At 67.0% G+C, this 13,663-nt stretch carries 13 protein-coding genes and 1 pseudogene; 5 read left to right on the top strand and 9 right to left on the bottom strand.

The features are described 5' to 3' along the window. Positions 1–334 precede the first annotated feature (334 nt). The 3 genes from GBA63_RS03570 to GBA63_RS03560 all read right to left on the bottom strand — a co-directional run bounded on the left by GBA63_RS03570 (position 335) and on the right by GBA63_RS03560 (position 2,396). Positions 335–1,384, bottom strand: coding sequence for a polyprenyl synthetase family protein (locus tag GBA63_RS03570; RefSeq protein WP_166173558.1), 1,050 nt, complete (start codon positions 1,382–1,384; stop codon positions 335–337). A gap of 12 nt (positions 1,385–1,396) precedes the next feature. After that, the gene (locus tag GBA63_RS03565) at positions 1,397–1,669 is read right to left on the bottom strand and encodes a hypothetical protein (protein WP_166173556.1); all 273 of its coding nucleotides are present in this window, start codon (positions 1,667–1,669) and stop codon (positions 1,397–1,399) included. Positions 1,670–1,928: 259 nt separating this feature from the next. Beyond that, a complete protein-coding gene (locus tag GBA63_RS03560) occupies positions 1,929–2,396 on the bottom strand; it encodes a response regulator (RefSeq protein ID WP_166173554.1) in 468 nt (155 codons plus the stop codon). 295 nt (positions 2,397–2,691) lie between these two features. Here GBA63_RS03560 and GBA63_RS24245 point away from each other — a divergent pair, with 295 nt between their 5' ends. Then, positions 2,692–2,838, top strand: coding sequence for a DUF2256 domain-containing protein (locus GBA63_RS24245; RefSeq protein WP_166173552.1), 147 nt, complete (start codon positions 2,692–2,694; stop codon positions 2,836–2,838). Between the two features lie 248 nt (positions 2,839–3,086). Here GBA63_RS24245 and meaB read toward each other — a convergent pair. Both meaB and GBA63_RS03545 read right to left on the bottom strand, forming a co-directional pair. Beyond that, positions 3,087–4,027 (bottom strand): annotated as a pseudogene (meaB, locus tag GBA63_RS03550) (methylmalonyl Co-A mutase-associated GTPase MeaB). Between the two features lie 4 nt (positions 4,028–4,031). Further along, complete coding sequence (locus GBA63_RS03545) at positions 4,032–4,529, bottom strand: OsmC family protein (protein ID WP_166173550.1); 498 nt, start codon at positions 4,527–4,529, stop codon at positions 4,032–4,034. A 121-nt stretch (positions 4,530–4,650) separates the two neighbouring features. Between GBA63_RS03545 and GBA63_RS03540 the strand changes: the two genes are divergently transcribed. Both GBA63_RS03540 and GBA63_RS03535 read left to right on the top strand, forming a co-directional pair. Continuing rightward, the gene (locus GBA63_RS03540; RefSeq protein ID WP_207957057.1) at positions 4,651–4,899 is read left to right on the top strand and encodes a FitA-like ribbon-helix-helix domain-containing protein; all 249 of its coding nucleotides are present in this window, start codon (positions 4,651–4,653) and stop codon (positions 4,897–4,899) included. A 12-nt stretch (positions 4,900–4,911) separates the two neighbouring features. Beyond that, positions 4,912–5,304 (top strand): type II toxin-antitoxin system VapC family toxin, encoded by a 393-nt coding sequence (locus tag GBA63_RS03535; RefSeq protein WP_228282450.1) that lies wholly within the window; start codon positions 4,912–4,914, stop codon positions 5,302–5,304. Positions 5,305–5,352: 48 nt separating this feature from the next. Here the strand turns inward: GBA63_RS03535 and odhB are convergent, their stop codons facing one another. The 4 genes from odhB to GBA63_RS03515 form a co-directional block, all read right to left on the bottom strand. Beyond that, positions 5,353–6,657: a 2-oxoglutarate dehydrogenase complex dihydrolipoyllysine-residue succinyltransferase gene (odhB, locus tag GBA63_RS03530; protein ID WP_166173544.1), complete on the bottom strand. Its 1,305-nt coding sequence runs from the start codon at positions 6,655–6,657 to the stop codon at positions 5,353–5,355. Positions 6,658–6,690: 33 nt separating this feature from the next. Then, positions 6,691–9,555 carry a 2-oxoglutarate dehydrogenase E1 component gene (locus GBA63_RS03525; protein WP_166173542.1) on the bottom strand — a complete coding sequence of 955 codons (2,865 nt, stop codon included), beginning with the start codon at positions 9,553–9,555 and terminating at the stop codon, positions 6,691–6,693. 315 nt (positions 9,556–9,870) lie between these two features. Further along, a complete protein-coding gene (locus tag GBA63_RS03520) occupies positions 9,871–10,194 on the bottom strand; it encodes a hypothetical protein (protein WP_166173541.1) in 324 nt (107 codons plus the stop codon). Between the two features lie 226 nt (positions 10,195–10,420). After that, the gene (locus tag GBA63_RS03515) at positions 10,421–11,284 is read right to left on the bottom strand and encodes a sigma-70 family RNA polymerase sigma factor (RefSeq protein WP_166173539.1); all 864 of its coding nucleotides are present in this window, start codon (positions 11,282–11,284) and stop codon (positions 10,421–10,423) included. Positions 11,285–11,393: 109 nt separating this feature from the next. Between GBA63_RS03515 and GBA63_RS03510 the strand changes: the two genes are divergently transcribed. Next, entirely contained in the window at positions 11,394–12,050 is a 657-nt protein-coding gene (locus GBA63_RS03510) for a winged helix-turn-helix transcriptional regulator (protein ID WP_166173537.1), read from the top strand. 238 nt (positions 12,051–12,288) lie between these two features. Beyond that, complete coding sequence (locus GBA63_RS03505) at positions 12,289–13,521, top strand: trans-sulfuration enzyme family protein (RefSeq protein WP_166173535.1); 1,233 nt, start codon at positions 12,289–12,291, stop codon at positions 13,519–13,521. Positions 13,522–13,663 lie beyond the last annotated feature (142 nt).

Here is a 13,663-nt window from a genome sequence, read left to right as displayed (position 1 = left end):
TCGCTTCCAGGCAGCTTCGCCCACAACGAAGCCGCGCCGCCCCGACCGCCAGGTCCCACACGCCGTATCCGTCCTGGCATTCTAGTCCCCCCACGGCGTTGCACCCCGGCGTACCGGGCGCGGTGGCCCCTGGGCGTATGTTCGTTCTTTCTCCCGCGTCTCAATGCCGTATCTCCCAAACCACGAGACCTGGTACGACCATCGGGATAAGCCTACTTTCCCGGCTGTCCCGCCGTCATGGGTCTCGTGTCCCGATCTGCCCGGGACATTGCGCGCCCGTCGTCCGAGGTCCTCGTCCCGGCTAGGGGCCGCGGGGTCCGGTCTGGGGCCGTGTTTACCTCAGGGCACCCTCGGCTTTGGGCAGGATAGTCAGGCCATCCAGCAGCGACCGGAGCTCCCGGCCGGCGGGTTCTTGGGGTGATGCGACGGCCAGGTGTCTTTTGGCCCGTTCCCTGTGAAGCCACACCATCGAGGCCGTATACCGGACGGATCCCGCCGCCTCGAGCATGGCCCTCACCCCGTCGTGACGCCGCTTGGTTTCGCGGGAGAGGGCGAGCAGGCCCCGCAGCTCTTCCCGGCGGTCTCCGTCCAGGACGGTCAGGGCGTGGACCACCGGGAACGGGCGCCTGCCGTTCAGGAGGTCCTGGCTTGCGGCTTCGCCCCAGATGCCGTGCACGTCGTTTATGAGCTGCTTGGCGACGCCGTAGCAAAGGCCGAAGGCCGCGAACGCCTCGATCCTGGAAGAGTCCCCGGTCGCCAGGGTCGCGCCCGAACTCGCAAGCAGGGCGGTCGGGGCGCCGCTCTTGCGCCCCACCATGGCCAGGCACTCCTCCAGGGACACGTCCTTCAGGTCGGGGAAGATCAGGTCCTCGTGCTGGCCGGCCATCGCCGCCAGCAGGGCGTCCGCGAACCGGCGGGCAAGCGCCCAGAGCCTGTCCGGCGGCGCCCCCTGGAGCCGCAGACGGTCGATGGAGCGCTGGGGGAGCGAACCCAACAGGGTGGTCGCCGCCAGGGTGGTGATCCCCGTGCCCCGTGCATACCAGAAGGGCGACAGCTCATCGTCCAGGATGCCGTCCTGCAACTGCCCTCCCAGGTGCAGGGCGGTGCAGGCCGCGGCCACCGGGATGGCCGGCTCCTCGTCCCCCGTGACGGCCGCGTGGACCAGAAGCGGCACCTGGACGGCCGCCATCCTGGGGTAGGCCATCGCCCCCTCGCCGACCGTTATCACGTGCGCCTGGAGCAACCCCTTGTGAACCACGGGTACGGGGAGCGCACAGACGAGCTCCTCCAGGAACGCGAAGACCCTCTCGACCCGACGGCGCATCGGCTCCAGGTCTTCGCCCGGCTCCCCACCGACCCCCGGCGCGTCGCCGCGCGCGTCCACGCGGCGGGATACCTAGTTGTTCCAGATACGGCGTTCGGCGGAAGCCCGGATCTCCCTCTCCAGGTCCTCACGGATGTCGTCGTCTCCGGCGTCTCTCCTGTTGCCGAGGAAATCCTCCGCTTCTCGCATCTCCTGCGGGCTCAGGGCGAACCCGTACTGCCAGAGCGTGGACGCCGGGTCCCGTTTCATGCCCCTCAGGAAATCGGCGTCGCTTATCGACAAGCGGGCCACCGCCATGAGCGCCTCGTCCCGCCGGTATCCCCCGGTTCCTTCCTGTCGTTCCACTAGCTTCCTTTCTGTTCGGATTCTTTGTCGGGTTCGCGGCAACCGACCATCTGTTCGCCACGGGTGCCGTTTGCGGCGGCTCGCCCCTCGCCGTCCTCCAGGGCGGCAGCATACCCCGAGGAACATTTGCCGCAAACCGCGGGCGCATTCGGGGATCAGGCCCCGTCGCAAGCTGTCTGGTTCGCGTTTTCGGTCGGGCTCGCGCCCGGAGGGCGAAACCCGAGCCCTGGTCTGAGCCCTCGATGGGCGCGACGGTCGTTCAGGCGGTCCGAACTCCGGTCCCGCCGCGCGCGGCGTTCCAGAACGATGTCCGGCCCGACGCAAGGGGCCTCGCCTCCGACAGCAGCGCCCTTAGACGCCGCACGGCGCGCTGGAAGGCGTCGTAGTCCACGCCCTTGTCTATGCAGACGTCGGCCCGCCAGACGTGGTCGCCCCCACCGGGTGGTCCTTCCCCTTCCCGGGAGATGAGGACCACGACGGGGAGGCTCCTCGTGCGCGCGTCGGCCCGCAGCCGGCGCAGCACCTCGAGCCCGTCGACCTTCGGGAGGTTCAGGTCGAGCAGCACCATGCGCGGCAGTTCATCGGCCCCGAGCAGCAGGTCGAGGGCCTCTGCCCCGTCGCGAACGACGGCCACCCGGTTCGGGATGCCGCTCTTCTTCAAGGCGCGTCGGGTGAGCAGCTCGTCGTCGGGGTTGTCCTCCACCAGAAGTATGGTCTCGTCGTTCACCCTGATCTCCTCTCGCCGGCCGCGCGGCCCTGGGAACCTGAAAGGTACTCTAGAGCCCGCTCTATCCCGCCGTCATGGGAGCGCTGTCCCGACTTTGCCGGGAAGTTTTGTCCCGACCCATCCCGAACCGTCAGGGACTTTTGGTGGGATCGTGTCTGTCAGCACGCTCCGGCTTCGCCTGCGCTTTCAGCACGCTTCGCTTTCAGCCTGTCAGCATTTCAGCTTTTTGGTGGCGTGGTTCCGAATCGTTAGAGAGACTACTCTGGTGCGCGTCCGCGGCGTCTAGACTTCTGCCGTGCGTGGCGTAAAGAAAGGGAACCTTCCCGAGAAGATTTGCCCGGTGTGCGGGCGGTCGTTCCGGTGGCGCAAGAAGTGGGAGCGCGACTGGGAGTCGGTCGTCTACTGCAGCGCCCGCTGCCGGAAGGAAGCACGCTCCGGCTGACGCCTCCGCTGGTCAGCACGTTCCGCCCTGTGGGCTCCACTTTCAGCACGCTTCGGACTGCCCCGGCTTCGCCTCCGCAGTCCTCGCTTTCAGCATTTCAGCTTCTTGCCCCGCAAATCTCGACAGGGCAGCGCATTGCGGATCGATTTCGTTGTCGCGGGGCGTAACGTGTACCGACGACTTGCTGACAGGCTGAAATGCTGACGAGGCGCGGAGCGCCGCGCTGACAAGCCCGCGAAGCGAGCGAGCTACGTCTTGCGGAAGATCCTCTCCGAGGCGGCAATCGGGTCCAGCTCGCGGCCGTAGACCTTCTCCATGGTCTCGGTGTCCTCGCGTTCGAGGCGCCCGCGCATCTCCTTCTCCAGCCTGTCCGTCGCCCACTCGACCACGAACTTCTTGAGCGCGGCCCTGCGGCGGTCTTCGAGCTTCCCGCTCTCCTCCAGGTAGGAGCGGTGTTTGTGGATCGCCTCCTTCAACTCCTCGACGCCCTCCCCGGTGTCGCCGCGGGTCATGACGATGGGCGGGAACCAGGGGTCGGGGTCGAGCTCTTGCCCGATCTCCAGTATGGACCTTACCTCGGAGGCGGCCCCCTTGGCCCTCGGGTGGTCCGCCTTGTTGATGCAAAAGACGTCCGCGATCTCCATGACCCCGGCCTTCAATGCCTGGACCGCGTCCCCGGCCCCGGGCTGCAACGCCAGCACGACCGTGTCAGCCGCCGAGGCCACCTCGACCTCGCCCTGACCGACGCCCACGGTCTCGTAGAGCACCACGTCCATCCCCGCGGCCTCCATCGCCATCGCCGCCAGCCTCGAGCCGCCGGCAAGGCCCCCGAGATGCCCCGGCTCCCCATGGACCGGATAAACACACCGGGGTCCAGGAAATGGTCCGACAGCCGGATGCGGTCCCCGAGGATGGCGCCCTTCGAGAAAGGGCTCGAAGGGTCCACGGAGACCACCCCGACGCGTTTGTCTTCCTTGCGGTAGAGCTCGATCAGCTTGGCGATTATGCTGCTCTTGCCGACGCCCGGCGGCCCCGTGAAGCCGACGGTCAGGGCTTTGCCGGTCCTCGGGTAGATCTCCTCGATAATCCCCGGCGTCTCGGGGTCTTCTCGCTCTATCTTGGAGATGACCCGCGCAAGCGCCCGCCGGTCGCCGGAGAGCAACCTCTCGACAAGATCGCCCTCCGCCACCCCGCTAGGCCCACTCCGTGTCGAGCCGCGGCGGCCGCGTGAGGGTCTGGAACACGACGCAGTACTGCTCCGTCCTCTTCTTGAGCCCCTCCAACTCTTCCGCCGTCGCCCCGGGCGCCTCCACCTCGAAACGGGTACGGATGCTCTCGAAACCCACCGGCACGTCTCTAGAGATGCCCAAGGTTCCGGCGAGGTCCATCTCGCCCGTCACCGTCACCTCTATCCGCTCCGTCTCAACGCCCATCGCTTCGGCGACCATCTGGCAGGTTACCTGGGCGCAGGCGGCCAGCGCCCCGAGCAGAAGATCCCCCGAACAGGCGGCCGTGCCCGCGCCGCCGACGCCCGCGTGGGCCTGGGCCTCGTAGACGGCGCGACCGATGTCCACGGAACAGGAGATCGGGGTGTCCTCCTGGCTCGCCTTCGCCTCCAGCGTGATCCTGGACGAACCAGGCTCGCTCCTGTACCTGTCCTTCAACGGCTTCTGTACGGCCCTGAGATCCATGCTCCTCCTAACGTATCCCCGTCCGAAAACCCAATGTACGCTACGACATCAGCCGCGACAAGAGAAGCACAGGCCCGGCCCAACTTTTTGCATGTGCAGCACATGTGTTACTATTTTCCACATGACGAAGATGATCCAGATCAGGAACGTCCCCGATGACCTCCACCGCAAGCTAAAGGTCCGGGCGGCGCAAGAAGGCATGACGCTCTCGGACTACCTCCTCTCGGAGGTGGAGAAGGTAGCGGCAAAGCCCACGATAAGAGAGTGGCTTGAGAAGGTGAGTCGTGACGAGCCGGTCGAGGTGGACGAGCCGCCTGAGGTGACGATCCGCCGGATGCGTGACGCGGACGACCCGCGAGATCTCGGCTAACGAGCCTTGATAGTGCTCGATGCTTCGGCGGCGGCGACCGTACTGCTGAACCGCGGCGCAGACGCGTCGCGTATCCGTGAGAGGATGGGCCGGGCAGGCGACGACCTGCACGCCCCGCACCTTTTCGAGGTCGAAGTCGCGAGCGTTTTGAGACGCTACGCCCTGAACGGCTCGCTCTCTCCTGGTCGGGCGCGCCTGGCCCTGGGTCGGCTCGCAACCTTGAGCATTTCGCTCTACCCCCACACCGCCCTGCTGCCCCGCGTCTGGGAGCTTCGGGACAACATCTCGGCCTACGACGCCGCCTACATCGCGCTCGCCGAGACGCTCGAAGCTCCCCTCGTCACCCGCGATGCCAAGCTCGCCCGCGCTCCCGGAATACGGGCCGAGGTGGAAGTCTTCGGGTAAGCAAAGGGGGCCCCGGAAGGAGCCCCCAGAGGTTAAACCTAGTCCTTACTACCCCTCCAGCAGCAGCGACTCCGGGTCTTCTATGAGTTCCTTGATGCGCACCAGGAAGCCAACCGCTTCCGCGCCGTCTATGACGCGGTGGTCGTAGGAGAGGGCGAGGTACATCATCGGGCGGACCTGGACCTCGCCGTCGACGACCATCGGGCGCTCCTGGATCTTGTGCATCCCGAGTATCGCGACTTGCGGCATGGTGAGGATCGGGGTAGAGAGCAGGCTCCCGAAGATGCCGCCGTTGGTGATGGTGAACGTCCCCCCGGTGAGGTCCTCCAGCTTGAGCTTGCCCTCGCGGGCCTTGACAGCCAAATCTGCTATTCCGCCTTCTATCTCGGCGAAGCTCTTGCGGTCGGCGTCGCGCACGACGGGGACGACGAGCCCCTCGTCGGTCGAGACGGCGACCCCGAGGTCGTAGTAGTGCTTGAGGACGAGCTCGTTGCCCTGAAGCTCGGCGTTGACCTTGGGATAGGCCTTCAGGGCGCCGATGGCGGCCTTGGCGAAGAAGCTCATGAAACCGAGGCGGGCGCCGGTACGCTCCTGGAAGGACTCCTTGCGCCGCTTGCGCAGGGCCATGACCGCCGACATGTCCACCTCGTTGAAGGTGGTGAGCATCGCGGCGGTCTGCTGGGACTCGACCAGCCGCTGGGCGATGGTCTGGCGGCGGCGCGAGACGCGGACCCTCTCTTCGAGGTCGGCCCGGCCGTTCTGGGCCGCGGGCTGAGGGGCGGGCTGCTGCGCCTTGCCGTCTTGCTCGGGCTCGGCGGGCTTCTCGGGGGCCGAGGTCGCGCCCTGCTGTCGGATCAGGCGCTCCACGTCCTCGCGCGTTATGCGCCCGCCGGATCCGGACCCCGAGACCTCGGCCAGCTGGACCCCGTACTCCTCGGCCAGCTTCCGCACGGAGGGCGAGGCCCGCCCGCCCCCATCCTCCCTGTGTCCGTTCGTCTCCTCGGCTGCGGACTGCGACTCCTGCTCCGCTTCCGCCTCTGGCTCAGGCTGCTCCCCGGCCGCCTCTTCTTCGCCGGAGGCTTCTTCCTCGGCCTCCTGCTGCGGCGCCGAGCCGTTGCCCTCGCCTAAAGTTCCGATGACCTCGCCGACCGTTACCGTGTCGCCTTCGGCCTTCGCTATGGACTCGAGGACGCCGTCGTGTTCGGCCTCCACCTCGAAGTTGATCTTGTCCGTTTCGAGCTCGACGAGCGCGTCTCCGGCCGAGACGGCGTCGCCCTCCTGCTTCAACCAGCGCCCGACGGTCGCGTCGGCGACGGACTCCCCGAGCTCCGGAACGTGTATCTCATCCGCCAAGGCGGTTCACCTTACCTCTCTGATCTCATCCACCTACGCGCTCGGGGCGGAGGCCCTGTCCTGCGTGGCCTCCACGGTCTCTTTGTCTTTTCCCGCGTCCCCGTTCTCCTCGAAGGCCTCGCGCACGATGGCCGCGTGCTCTTCTTTGTGGTACCTGGCCGACCCCTGGGCCGGGCTCGGGCGGGCGGGCTTGCCGACGTAGCGGAGCGGCGCCTCCCCGTCGAGAAGCTCCTCCAGGCGCGGCCGGACGAAGCTCCAGGCGCCCATGTTGGCGGGCTCCTCCTGCGCCCAGGCGACCTCCCGCAGGTTGGGATAGCCGTCGATAACCTCCCGAACGCTCTCCTCGGGCCAGGGGTAGAGGAGCTCGATCCTGACCACCGCGGTCGAGTCGTCCTCCTCCCTGGAATCGCTCCCCACGAGCTCCGTGTAGAACTTGCCGGAGCACAGGATCAGGCGCTCGACGTTCTCCGCACGCCCCCTGGCCTCCTCGTCGTCGAGCACTGTCCGGAAACGCCCCTCGGAGAGATCCTTGAGGCCGGAGCCCGCCATCGGGTGCCGGAGCAGGCTCTTGGGCGCCATGATGATGAGCGGGCGCTTGTTCTCCTTGAGCTGCGCGTGCGCCCTGAGCAGGTGGAAGTACTGGGCGGCGGTCGTAAGGTTCGCGATCCGCACGTTCTCCATCGCCGCGAGCTGCAGGAAACGCTCCAGCCTGGCGCTGGAGTGCTCCGGGCCCTGCCCCTCGTAGCCGTGGGGCAGGAGCATTACCAGGCCCGAGGTCTGGCCCCACTTGGCCTGGCCGGAGACTATGAACTGGTCGATCATGGGCTGTCCGACGTTCGCGAAGTCCCCGTACTGGGCCTCCCACAAAACGAGCGCGTCGTCGGCGTTCATCGTGTAGCCGTACTCGAAGCCCATCACGGCTATCTCGGAGAGCGGGCTGTTGTGGACGGCGAAGGAGGCCCTGGCCTGCGGGATGTTCTGCATCGGGACGTAGTCCTCGCCCACCTTCTCGTCATGCAGGACGAGGTGGCGCTGGGAGAAGGTGCCGCGCTCGGAGTCCTGGCCCGTGAGCCGGATCGGGACGCCGTCGGAGAGCAGCGAGGCGAAGGCGAGCGCCTCGGCGTGGGCCCAGTCGATCCTGTCCTCCCCCTCGTTGCCTAGGTTGGCCCGCGTCTTCTGGAAGAGCCGCTCGAGCTTGGAGTTCGGCGTGAAGCCCTCGGGGCGCTCCAGGAGGGCGGCGTTCAGCTCGACGAGCTTCTCGGCCGGGACGGCCGTCTCGGGGACCTCCACGACGGGGGTGCGGGGCTGCTCGGTCTCGAGGTCGTCGTCGCCCACCTCGTCCTTGGGCTTCCGGCGGACCTCCTCCATGCGGGAGAAGACCTCCTCGACCATCTGCTCGGCCTCCTCGGCCGTGATGACGCCCCTGGCCTCGATCTCTTCGGCCCACAACTCGCGCACCGTCGGATGGTCTTTGATCTTCTGGTACATCACCGGCTGCGTGTAGGCGGGCTCGTCGCCCTCGTTGTGGCCGAACCTTCTGTAGCCGATCAGGTCTATGAGGAAGTCCTTGTGGAACCTCTCCCTGTAAGCGTAGGCCAGCCGGGTCGCCGCCAGGCATGCCTCCGGGTCGTCGGCGTTGACGTGGACGACCGGGATCTCGAACCCCTTGGCGAGATCGCTCGCGTAGGTGGTCGAGCGCGCGTCCTGGCGCTCGGTCGTGAACCCGAGCTGGTTGTTGGTGATGATGTGGATGGTCCCGCCGGTCCTGTAACCGGGCAGCCGGCTGAGGTTGAGCGTCTCGGCCGAGACGCCCTCGCCCGGGAACGCCGCGTCGCCGTGCAGGAGCACCGGCAGCGACGCCTCCTCGTCCCTGACCGGGGGGCCGGGGTTGTCGCGCTTCTCCTGCGCCGCGCGGGCCATGCCCTCTACCACGGGGTTCACGTGTTCGAGGTGGCTCGGGTTCGGCGCGAGGTTGACGAGGACCTGCTCGTCGGCCTCGGCGTCGCTCAGGTGGTAGCCCCGGATGCCGAGGTGGTATTTCACGTCGCCCACCCAGGCGTCGCCCGGACGGCTCGCGGCGGAGGAGGACTCGCCCTTATCCGGCTGCTGGAACTCGCCGAAGATCCTGGAGTAGGACTTGTCCAGCACGTGGGCGAGCACGTTCAGGCGCCCGCGGTGGGCCATGCCGAGCACCATCTCGGGCGTGCCGCCCTCGGTGGCCCGGCGGGCGAGCAGGTTGAGCATCGGCACGACCATGTCGTTGCCCTCGACGGAGAAACGCTTCTGGCCGAGAAACGACTTGTGCAGGAACTTCTCGAAGGTGTCTATGCGCGTCAGGCGCATGAGCAGGCGTTTGGCGGCGTCGCCCTCCATGCGCTTGTAGAAGCGCCCGGATTCGACGGCCTCCCTGAGCCAGAACCGCTCGTCCGGGTCGTGGACGTGGCCGAAGTCGTAGCCCGTCGTGTTGCAGTAGAGGTTCCTGAGCTTCTCCACCGCCTCCCTGGCCGTCGCGCTCTTCTCGGCTATGGGGCCGCCGATGATGAGGGGCGGCAGGTGCTCCAGGTCTTCGTCCGTGATCCTGTAGAACTCGGGGTCGAGCGTCGGGTCGCCGGGCGGCTCGCTGCCCAGCGGGTCGAGCTTGGCCGCCCTGTGCCCGAAGTCCCTGATGTGCCTGACGTGCTTGGAGGCCCCGACGGCCTTCTCGACGTCGAGCTCGAGATCCCGCGACGCCGTCGCGGCACTCCCGTTCGCCCCGTTGGACCGCGGCGGGCTCCAGGACTCGAAGAACTCCCGAGCCCCCTCGTCCACGGAGTTCGGGTCTTCGCGATACCTCTCGTACAACTCGAGCACGTAGCCCAGGTTGGGCCCGTAAAACTGGTACTCCGATTGTCTCTCCACAGGATCACACCCTCACGTTGCTTTTTCAGAGAAGTCCAGGCGTCCATGAGGGGAGACGGGGCACCAACCCCGCCTCCCCCCGCTTAGCACTTTTGGCAAGGCTAGAAGACAACTTGATCCTCTTTATGATACCCCACATGGCAGGTATGGTTTTACCCCAGAGGGGCTCTCTCTTACACCGCCACCAACGGAGGCCGCGACGCCGGGTTTCAGGCTACAGGCTTCAGGTTACAGGTTCGGTCGGCGGGTCCAGGTCCCGACCTCGCAACCCTGAAGCCTGAGAGCCTGCGGAGCAGGCGACCTGCAACCTCAAGCCTACCTCCCGAGCTGGACCTGCGCGAGCCTGAGGTCCTCGGCCATCCCGCTGTGCCCGAACTTCTCGGCCTGCCGAATGCCCGTCCCGTAGGCCTCCCTGGCCTCGTCCTCCCGGCCCAACTTCGTCAACACCTCGCCCAGGCGCAGGTACGCGTTGCCCTCGTCCTCGTTGGCCTCGACGTACCTCTTGAGAACGGCCGCCTCGTCCTCGTCGCGCCCGGCCTTCTTGTACTCGTTGGCGAGCGCGAGCAGCCCCGTCGGGTTCTCCGGGTTGTCCGCCAGCATCCGCTCGAAGTAGTCGATCCTGTTCTGCGCGTTCTCCACGGAAAACCTTTCGTCGAAGTCTTTGCGGCTTCCTAGTATAGAAGCGGCTGGCGTGGAGACCTCGCTACGTCGTGCAGAAGGTCTCGAGGCTTTGAGGTTTTGAGGGGTTGGAAGCCAGCACCCCGCTCCACCGGGCACCCCTGAAAGCCTTGGAACCTGAAAACCTTGAAGCCGCCACGCGCTGTTCGCGTGGCGGCTTCGTGTCGGTGTCGTAGATCGTTGGGCGCTAGGCCGCCGCCCGGCCGTACTCGCTCGTGGCGAGCATCCGCTCGGCCTCCCGCTGGACCTGGCGGACGCGCTCGCGGGAGATGCCGAGTTCGTCGCTGAGCTCGGCCAGGGTGGAGACGCCCTCGTCGCCGAGGCCGTAGCGACGGATCAGGACGGTCCTGTGACGCTCCGGGAGCCGCCCGATGGCCTCTTCGAGGCCCGCGGTCTCGATCTCGCTGATGACCTCCCCGGCGGTATCCGAGGACCGCTCGTCGGTGATGAGCTCGCCGAGCTCCGAACCGTCGCCATCTGAGGAGAGCGACTGGTTGAGGCTCGTCGCGTCCCACAGGGAGCTCTTCAGATCTCGCACCTGCTCCACGGGCCACTCAAGCCGCCCGGCAACCTCCTCGTCGGTGGGCTCCCGCTCCAGTTCGGCGGAGAGCTCGTTGTAGGTGCGGGCCATCTTGCGGACCTTGTCGCCCCTGTGCACCGGCACCCTGATCGTCCTTCCCTTGTCGGCGACGGCGCGCTGCACGCCCTGGCGGATCCACCACGTCGCGTACGTCGAGAGCCTCCAACCCTTTTCGGGATCGAACTTCTCGACGGCCTTCATCAAACCGAGGTTGCCCTCCTGGATGAGGTCCTCGAAGGGCAAGCCCTGCCCCCTGTACTTCTTTGCGACGCTCACCACGAGCCTCAGGTTCTTCTCGATGAGCCGCTGCCTCGCCCGAAGATCACCGGCCTGCGCCCTCCGCGCGAGATCCATCTCCTCCTCCCGTGAGAGCAACCTGCCCTTGTCGATTCGCGCGAAATAACCCGGTAACAACTCCGGCGTCTCCGAAGTCCGCCCCGGCGCAACCGTTCTCTGAACCTCTTCGGCCATATTAGATCCCCCAAAATATTCGTTCTCCATCGGTTGTAAATATACACCATTACTATATAATTTTCAAGCTACAACTATGTTATTTTAAACAGTACTGGGAGCTGCGGTTATGGGCAAGAGGAGTTACGACCAGCACTGCACGGTGGCGCGGGCTTTGGACGTCGTGGGGGAGCGTTGGACGTTGCTCTTGGTGCGCGAGCTCCTGACGGGGCCGAAGCGGTTCAAGGATCTTCTGGGGGGGCTACCCGGGATCGGGACGAACCTTCTGGCCGCGCGGCTGAAGGCGCTCGAGGAGCACGGGGTCTTGCGGCGCGGTACGCTGCCGCCGCCCGCGGGGTCGGGCGTCTACGAGTTGACGGAGCTCGGCCGGGCGCTTGAGCCGGTCATCGTGGCGCTGTCGCGGTGGGGCTCCAGGCTCGCGGGGGAGCCGCGGGACGGGGACGAGCGGCGCCCGGCGTGGGCGGCGATGGCGTTGAGGTCCCTGTTCGAGCCCGGCGCGGCGGTGGGCCTGCGGGAGACCTACGAGTTCCGCATCGACGGGGAGGCGTTCCACCTGCGCATAGACGACGGCGTGGTCGAGGCCAGGCAGGGACCGGCCGAAGCACCGGACGTCGCGGTCTCCGGCGAGGCCCGCACCTTCTTGGACCTCGCGGCCGGGAGGCTGACACCCGAGGAAGCACTGAAGTACGGGAAGATCCAGGCCCGAGACGAGCAAGACACCGAAGCCCGAAACAGGTGCCTTAAAATGCTCGGCTCCGCAATGTGAAGCGTTTCAGCCTGTCAGCACTTCAGCCGGTCAGCATTTCAGCGAGTTGTCTGTACACCTACGGCACCCGGCCCCCGAACCGTCTCGCCAGACGCGGCCGGGCCTGACTCTCCACGGCAAGAAGCTGACGGCCGAGAGCGAGGGCTGCGAAGCGGGCCGAGAGCGGAGGCGGAGCCGGAGCGGGCCGACAAGCTCGCGAAGCCAGCGTGCTGACCAGGATAGGTTAGGATAGGCGACCATGAACGAGAACAGACGCTTCGACACCAGGGCCGTGCACGCCGGCGAGCGACACGGCCGTCCCGACAGAACCCCGGACGGCGGTGGGGACTTCTACCCGATCTCGACGCCCATCTACGCCTCGACCACCTTCTCCCACCCCGACGTCCAGACCACGGACAGGGTGCTCGGCGGCGAGGAGCCCGGCTACAGCTACGCCCGCTACGACAACCCGACCGTGCGCGCCTTCGAGAGCGCGGTCGGGGCGCTGGAGGGCCTGCGGGGAGAGGCCCGCGCCTTCGCCTTCGGCTCCGGGATGGCGGCCACGCACGCGGCGCTCGCGGCCGCGGAGTTGGCGGACGGGGCGACGGCGCTCGCCGCCGAGCAACTCTACGGCTCGACCGCGACCTTGCTGGTTCAGGTCTTCGGGGCAAACGGCGTGGAGACCCGCTTCTTCGACGCCTACGACCTCGGAGAAGTCGAGAAGAAAGTCGCGGAGTCGAAGCCCAGGGCGGTTATGGTAGAGACCATCTCGAACCCGCTCTTGCGGGTCGCGGACGTCGCGGGGCTTGCGGAGATAACGCGCGCTTTTGGGGCGGCCCTTATAGTGGACAACACCTTCGGAACCCCTTACCTGCAGCGCCCGCTCGACCTCGGCGCGGACATCGTGGTCCACAGCGCGACCAAGTACCTCTCGGGACACGGCGACATCACCGCGGGCGTGGTCGTGGCGAAGCCGCCCTACGACGCGGCCGTGGAGAGCATCCGCAAGCTCGTCGGCGGCGTCCTCGGCCCCTTCGAGGCCTGGCTCGCCCACCGCGGCCTCAAGACCCTGCCTTTGAGAATGGAACGCCAGTGCAAGAACGCGCGGGAGATAGCCGCGCGTCTGTCGGGGCATCCGAGGGTCTCGAAGGTCAACCACCCCTCCCTGGAGGACCACCCCGACCGCAAGACCGCCGGCCGGGTCCTCTCCGACACAGGCGGCCTCGTCTCCTTCGAGCTGGCCGTCGAACCCGGGAGAGGCCGGGAGGCGGCCTTCGGTTTCCTCAACGCGCTCGACCTCTGCGTAAAAGCCCCGAGCCTCGGCGACGTCTACACGCTGGCGATCCACCCCGCCACCTCATCCCACCGCGAGCTCTCCCCCTCCCGGCGCGAGAGGCTGGGCGTCGGGGAGAACCTCATCCGCCTCTCCGTCGGCATCGAGCACCCGGACGACGTAATGGACGACCTCGAACAGGCGTTGGACAGGTTTTGAGCGGCCTGTGAAGAGGCATCTAGCCTCTTCACAGGCCGCGCCGTCAGCTTTCAGCCCGCTCCGGCTTCGCCTCCGCTTTCAGCGGTCAGCTTTTTTCGCTCGCTGATAGCTGAGGGCTGATAGCTGAAAGCTGAAAGCCGAA

This window comes from Rubrobacter tropicus, assembly GCF_011492945.1.
GTDB classification, from domain to species: Bacteria; Actinomycetota; Rubrobacteria; order Rubrobacterales; family Rubrobacteraceae; genus Rubrobacter_D; species Rubrobacter_D tropicus.
The sequence above is the reverse complement of the archived record's forward strand: the minus strand, read 5'-3'. Positions and strand labels throughout refer to the sequence as shown.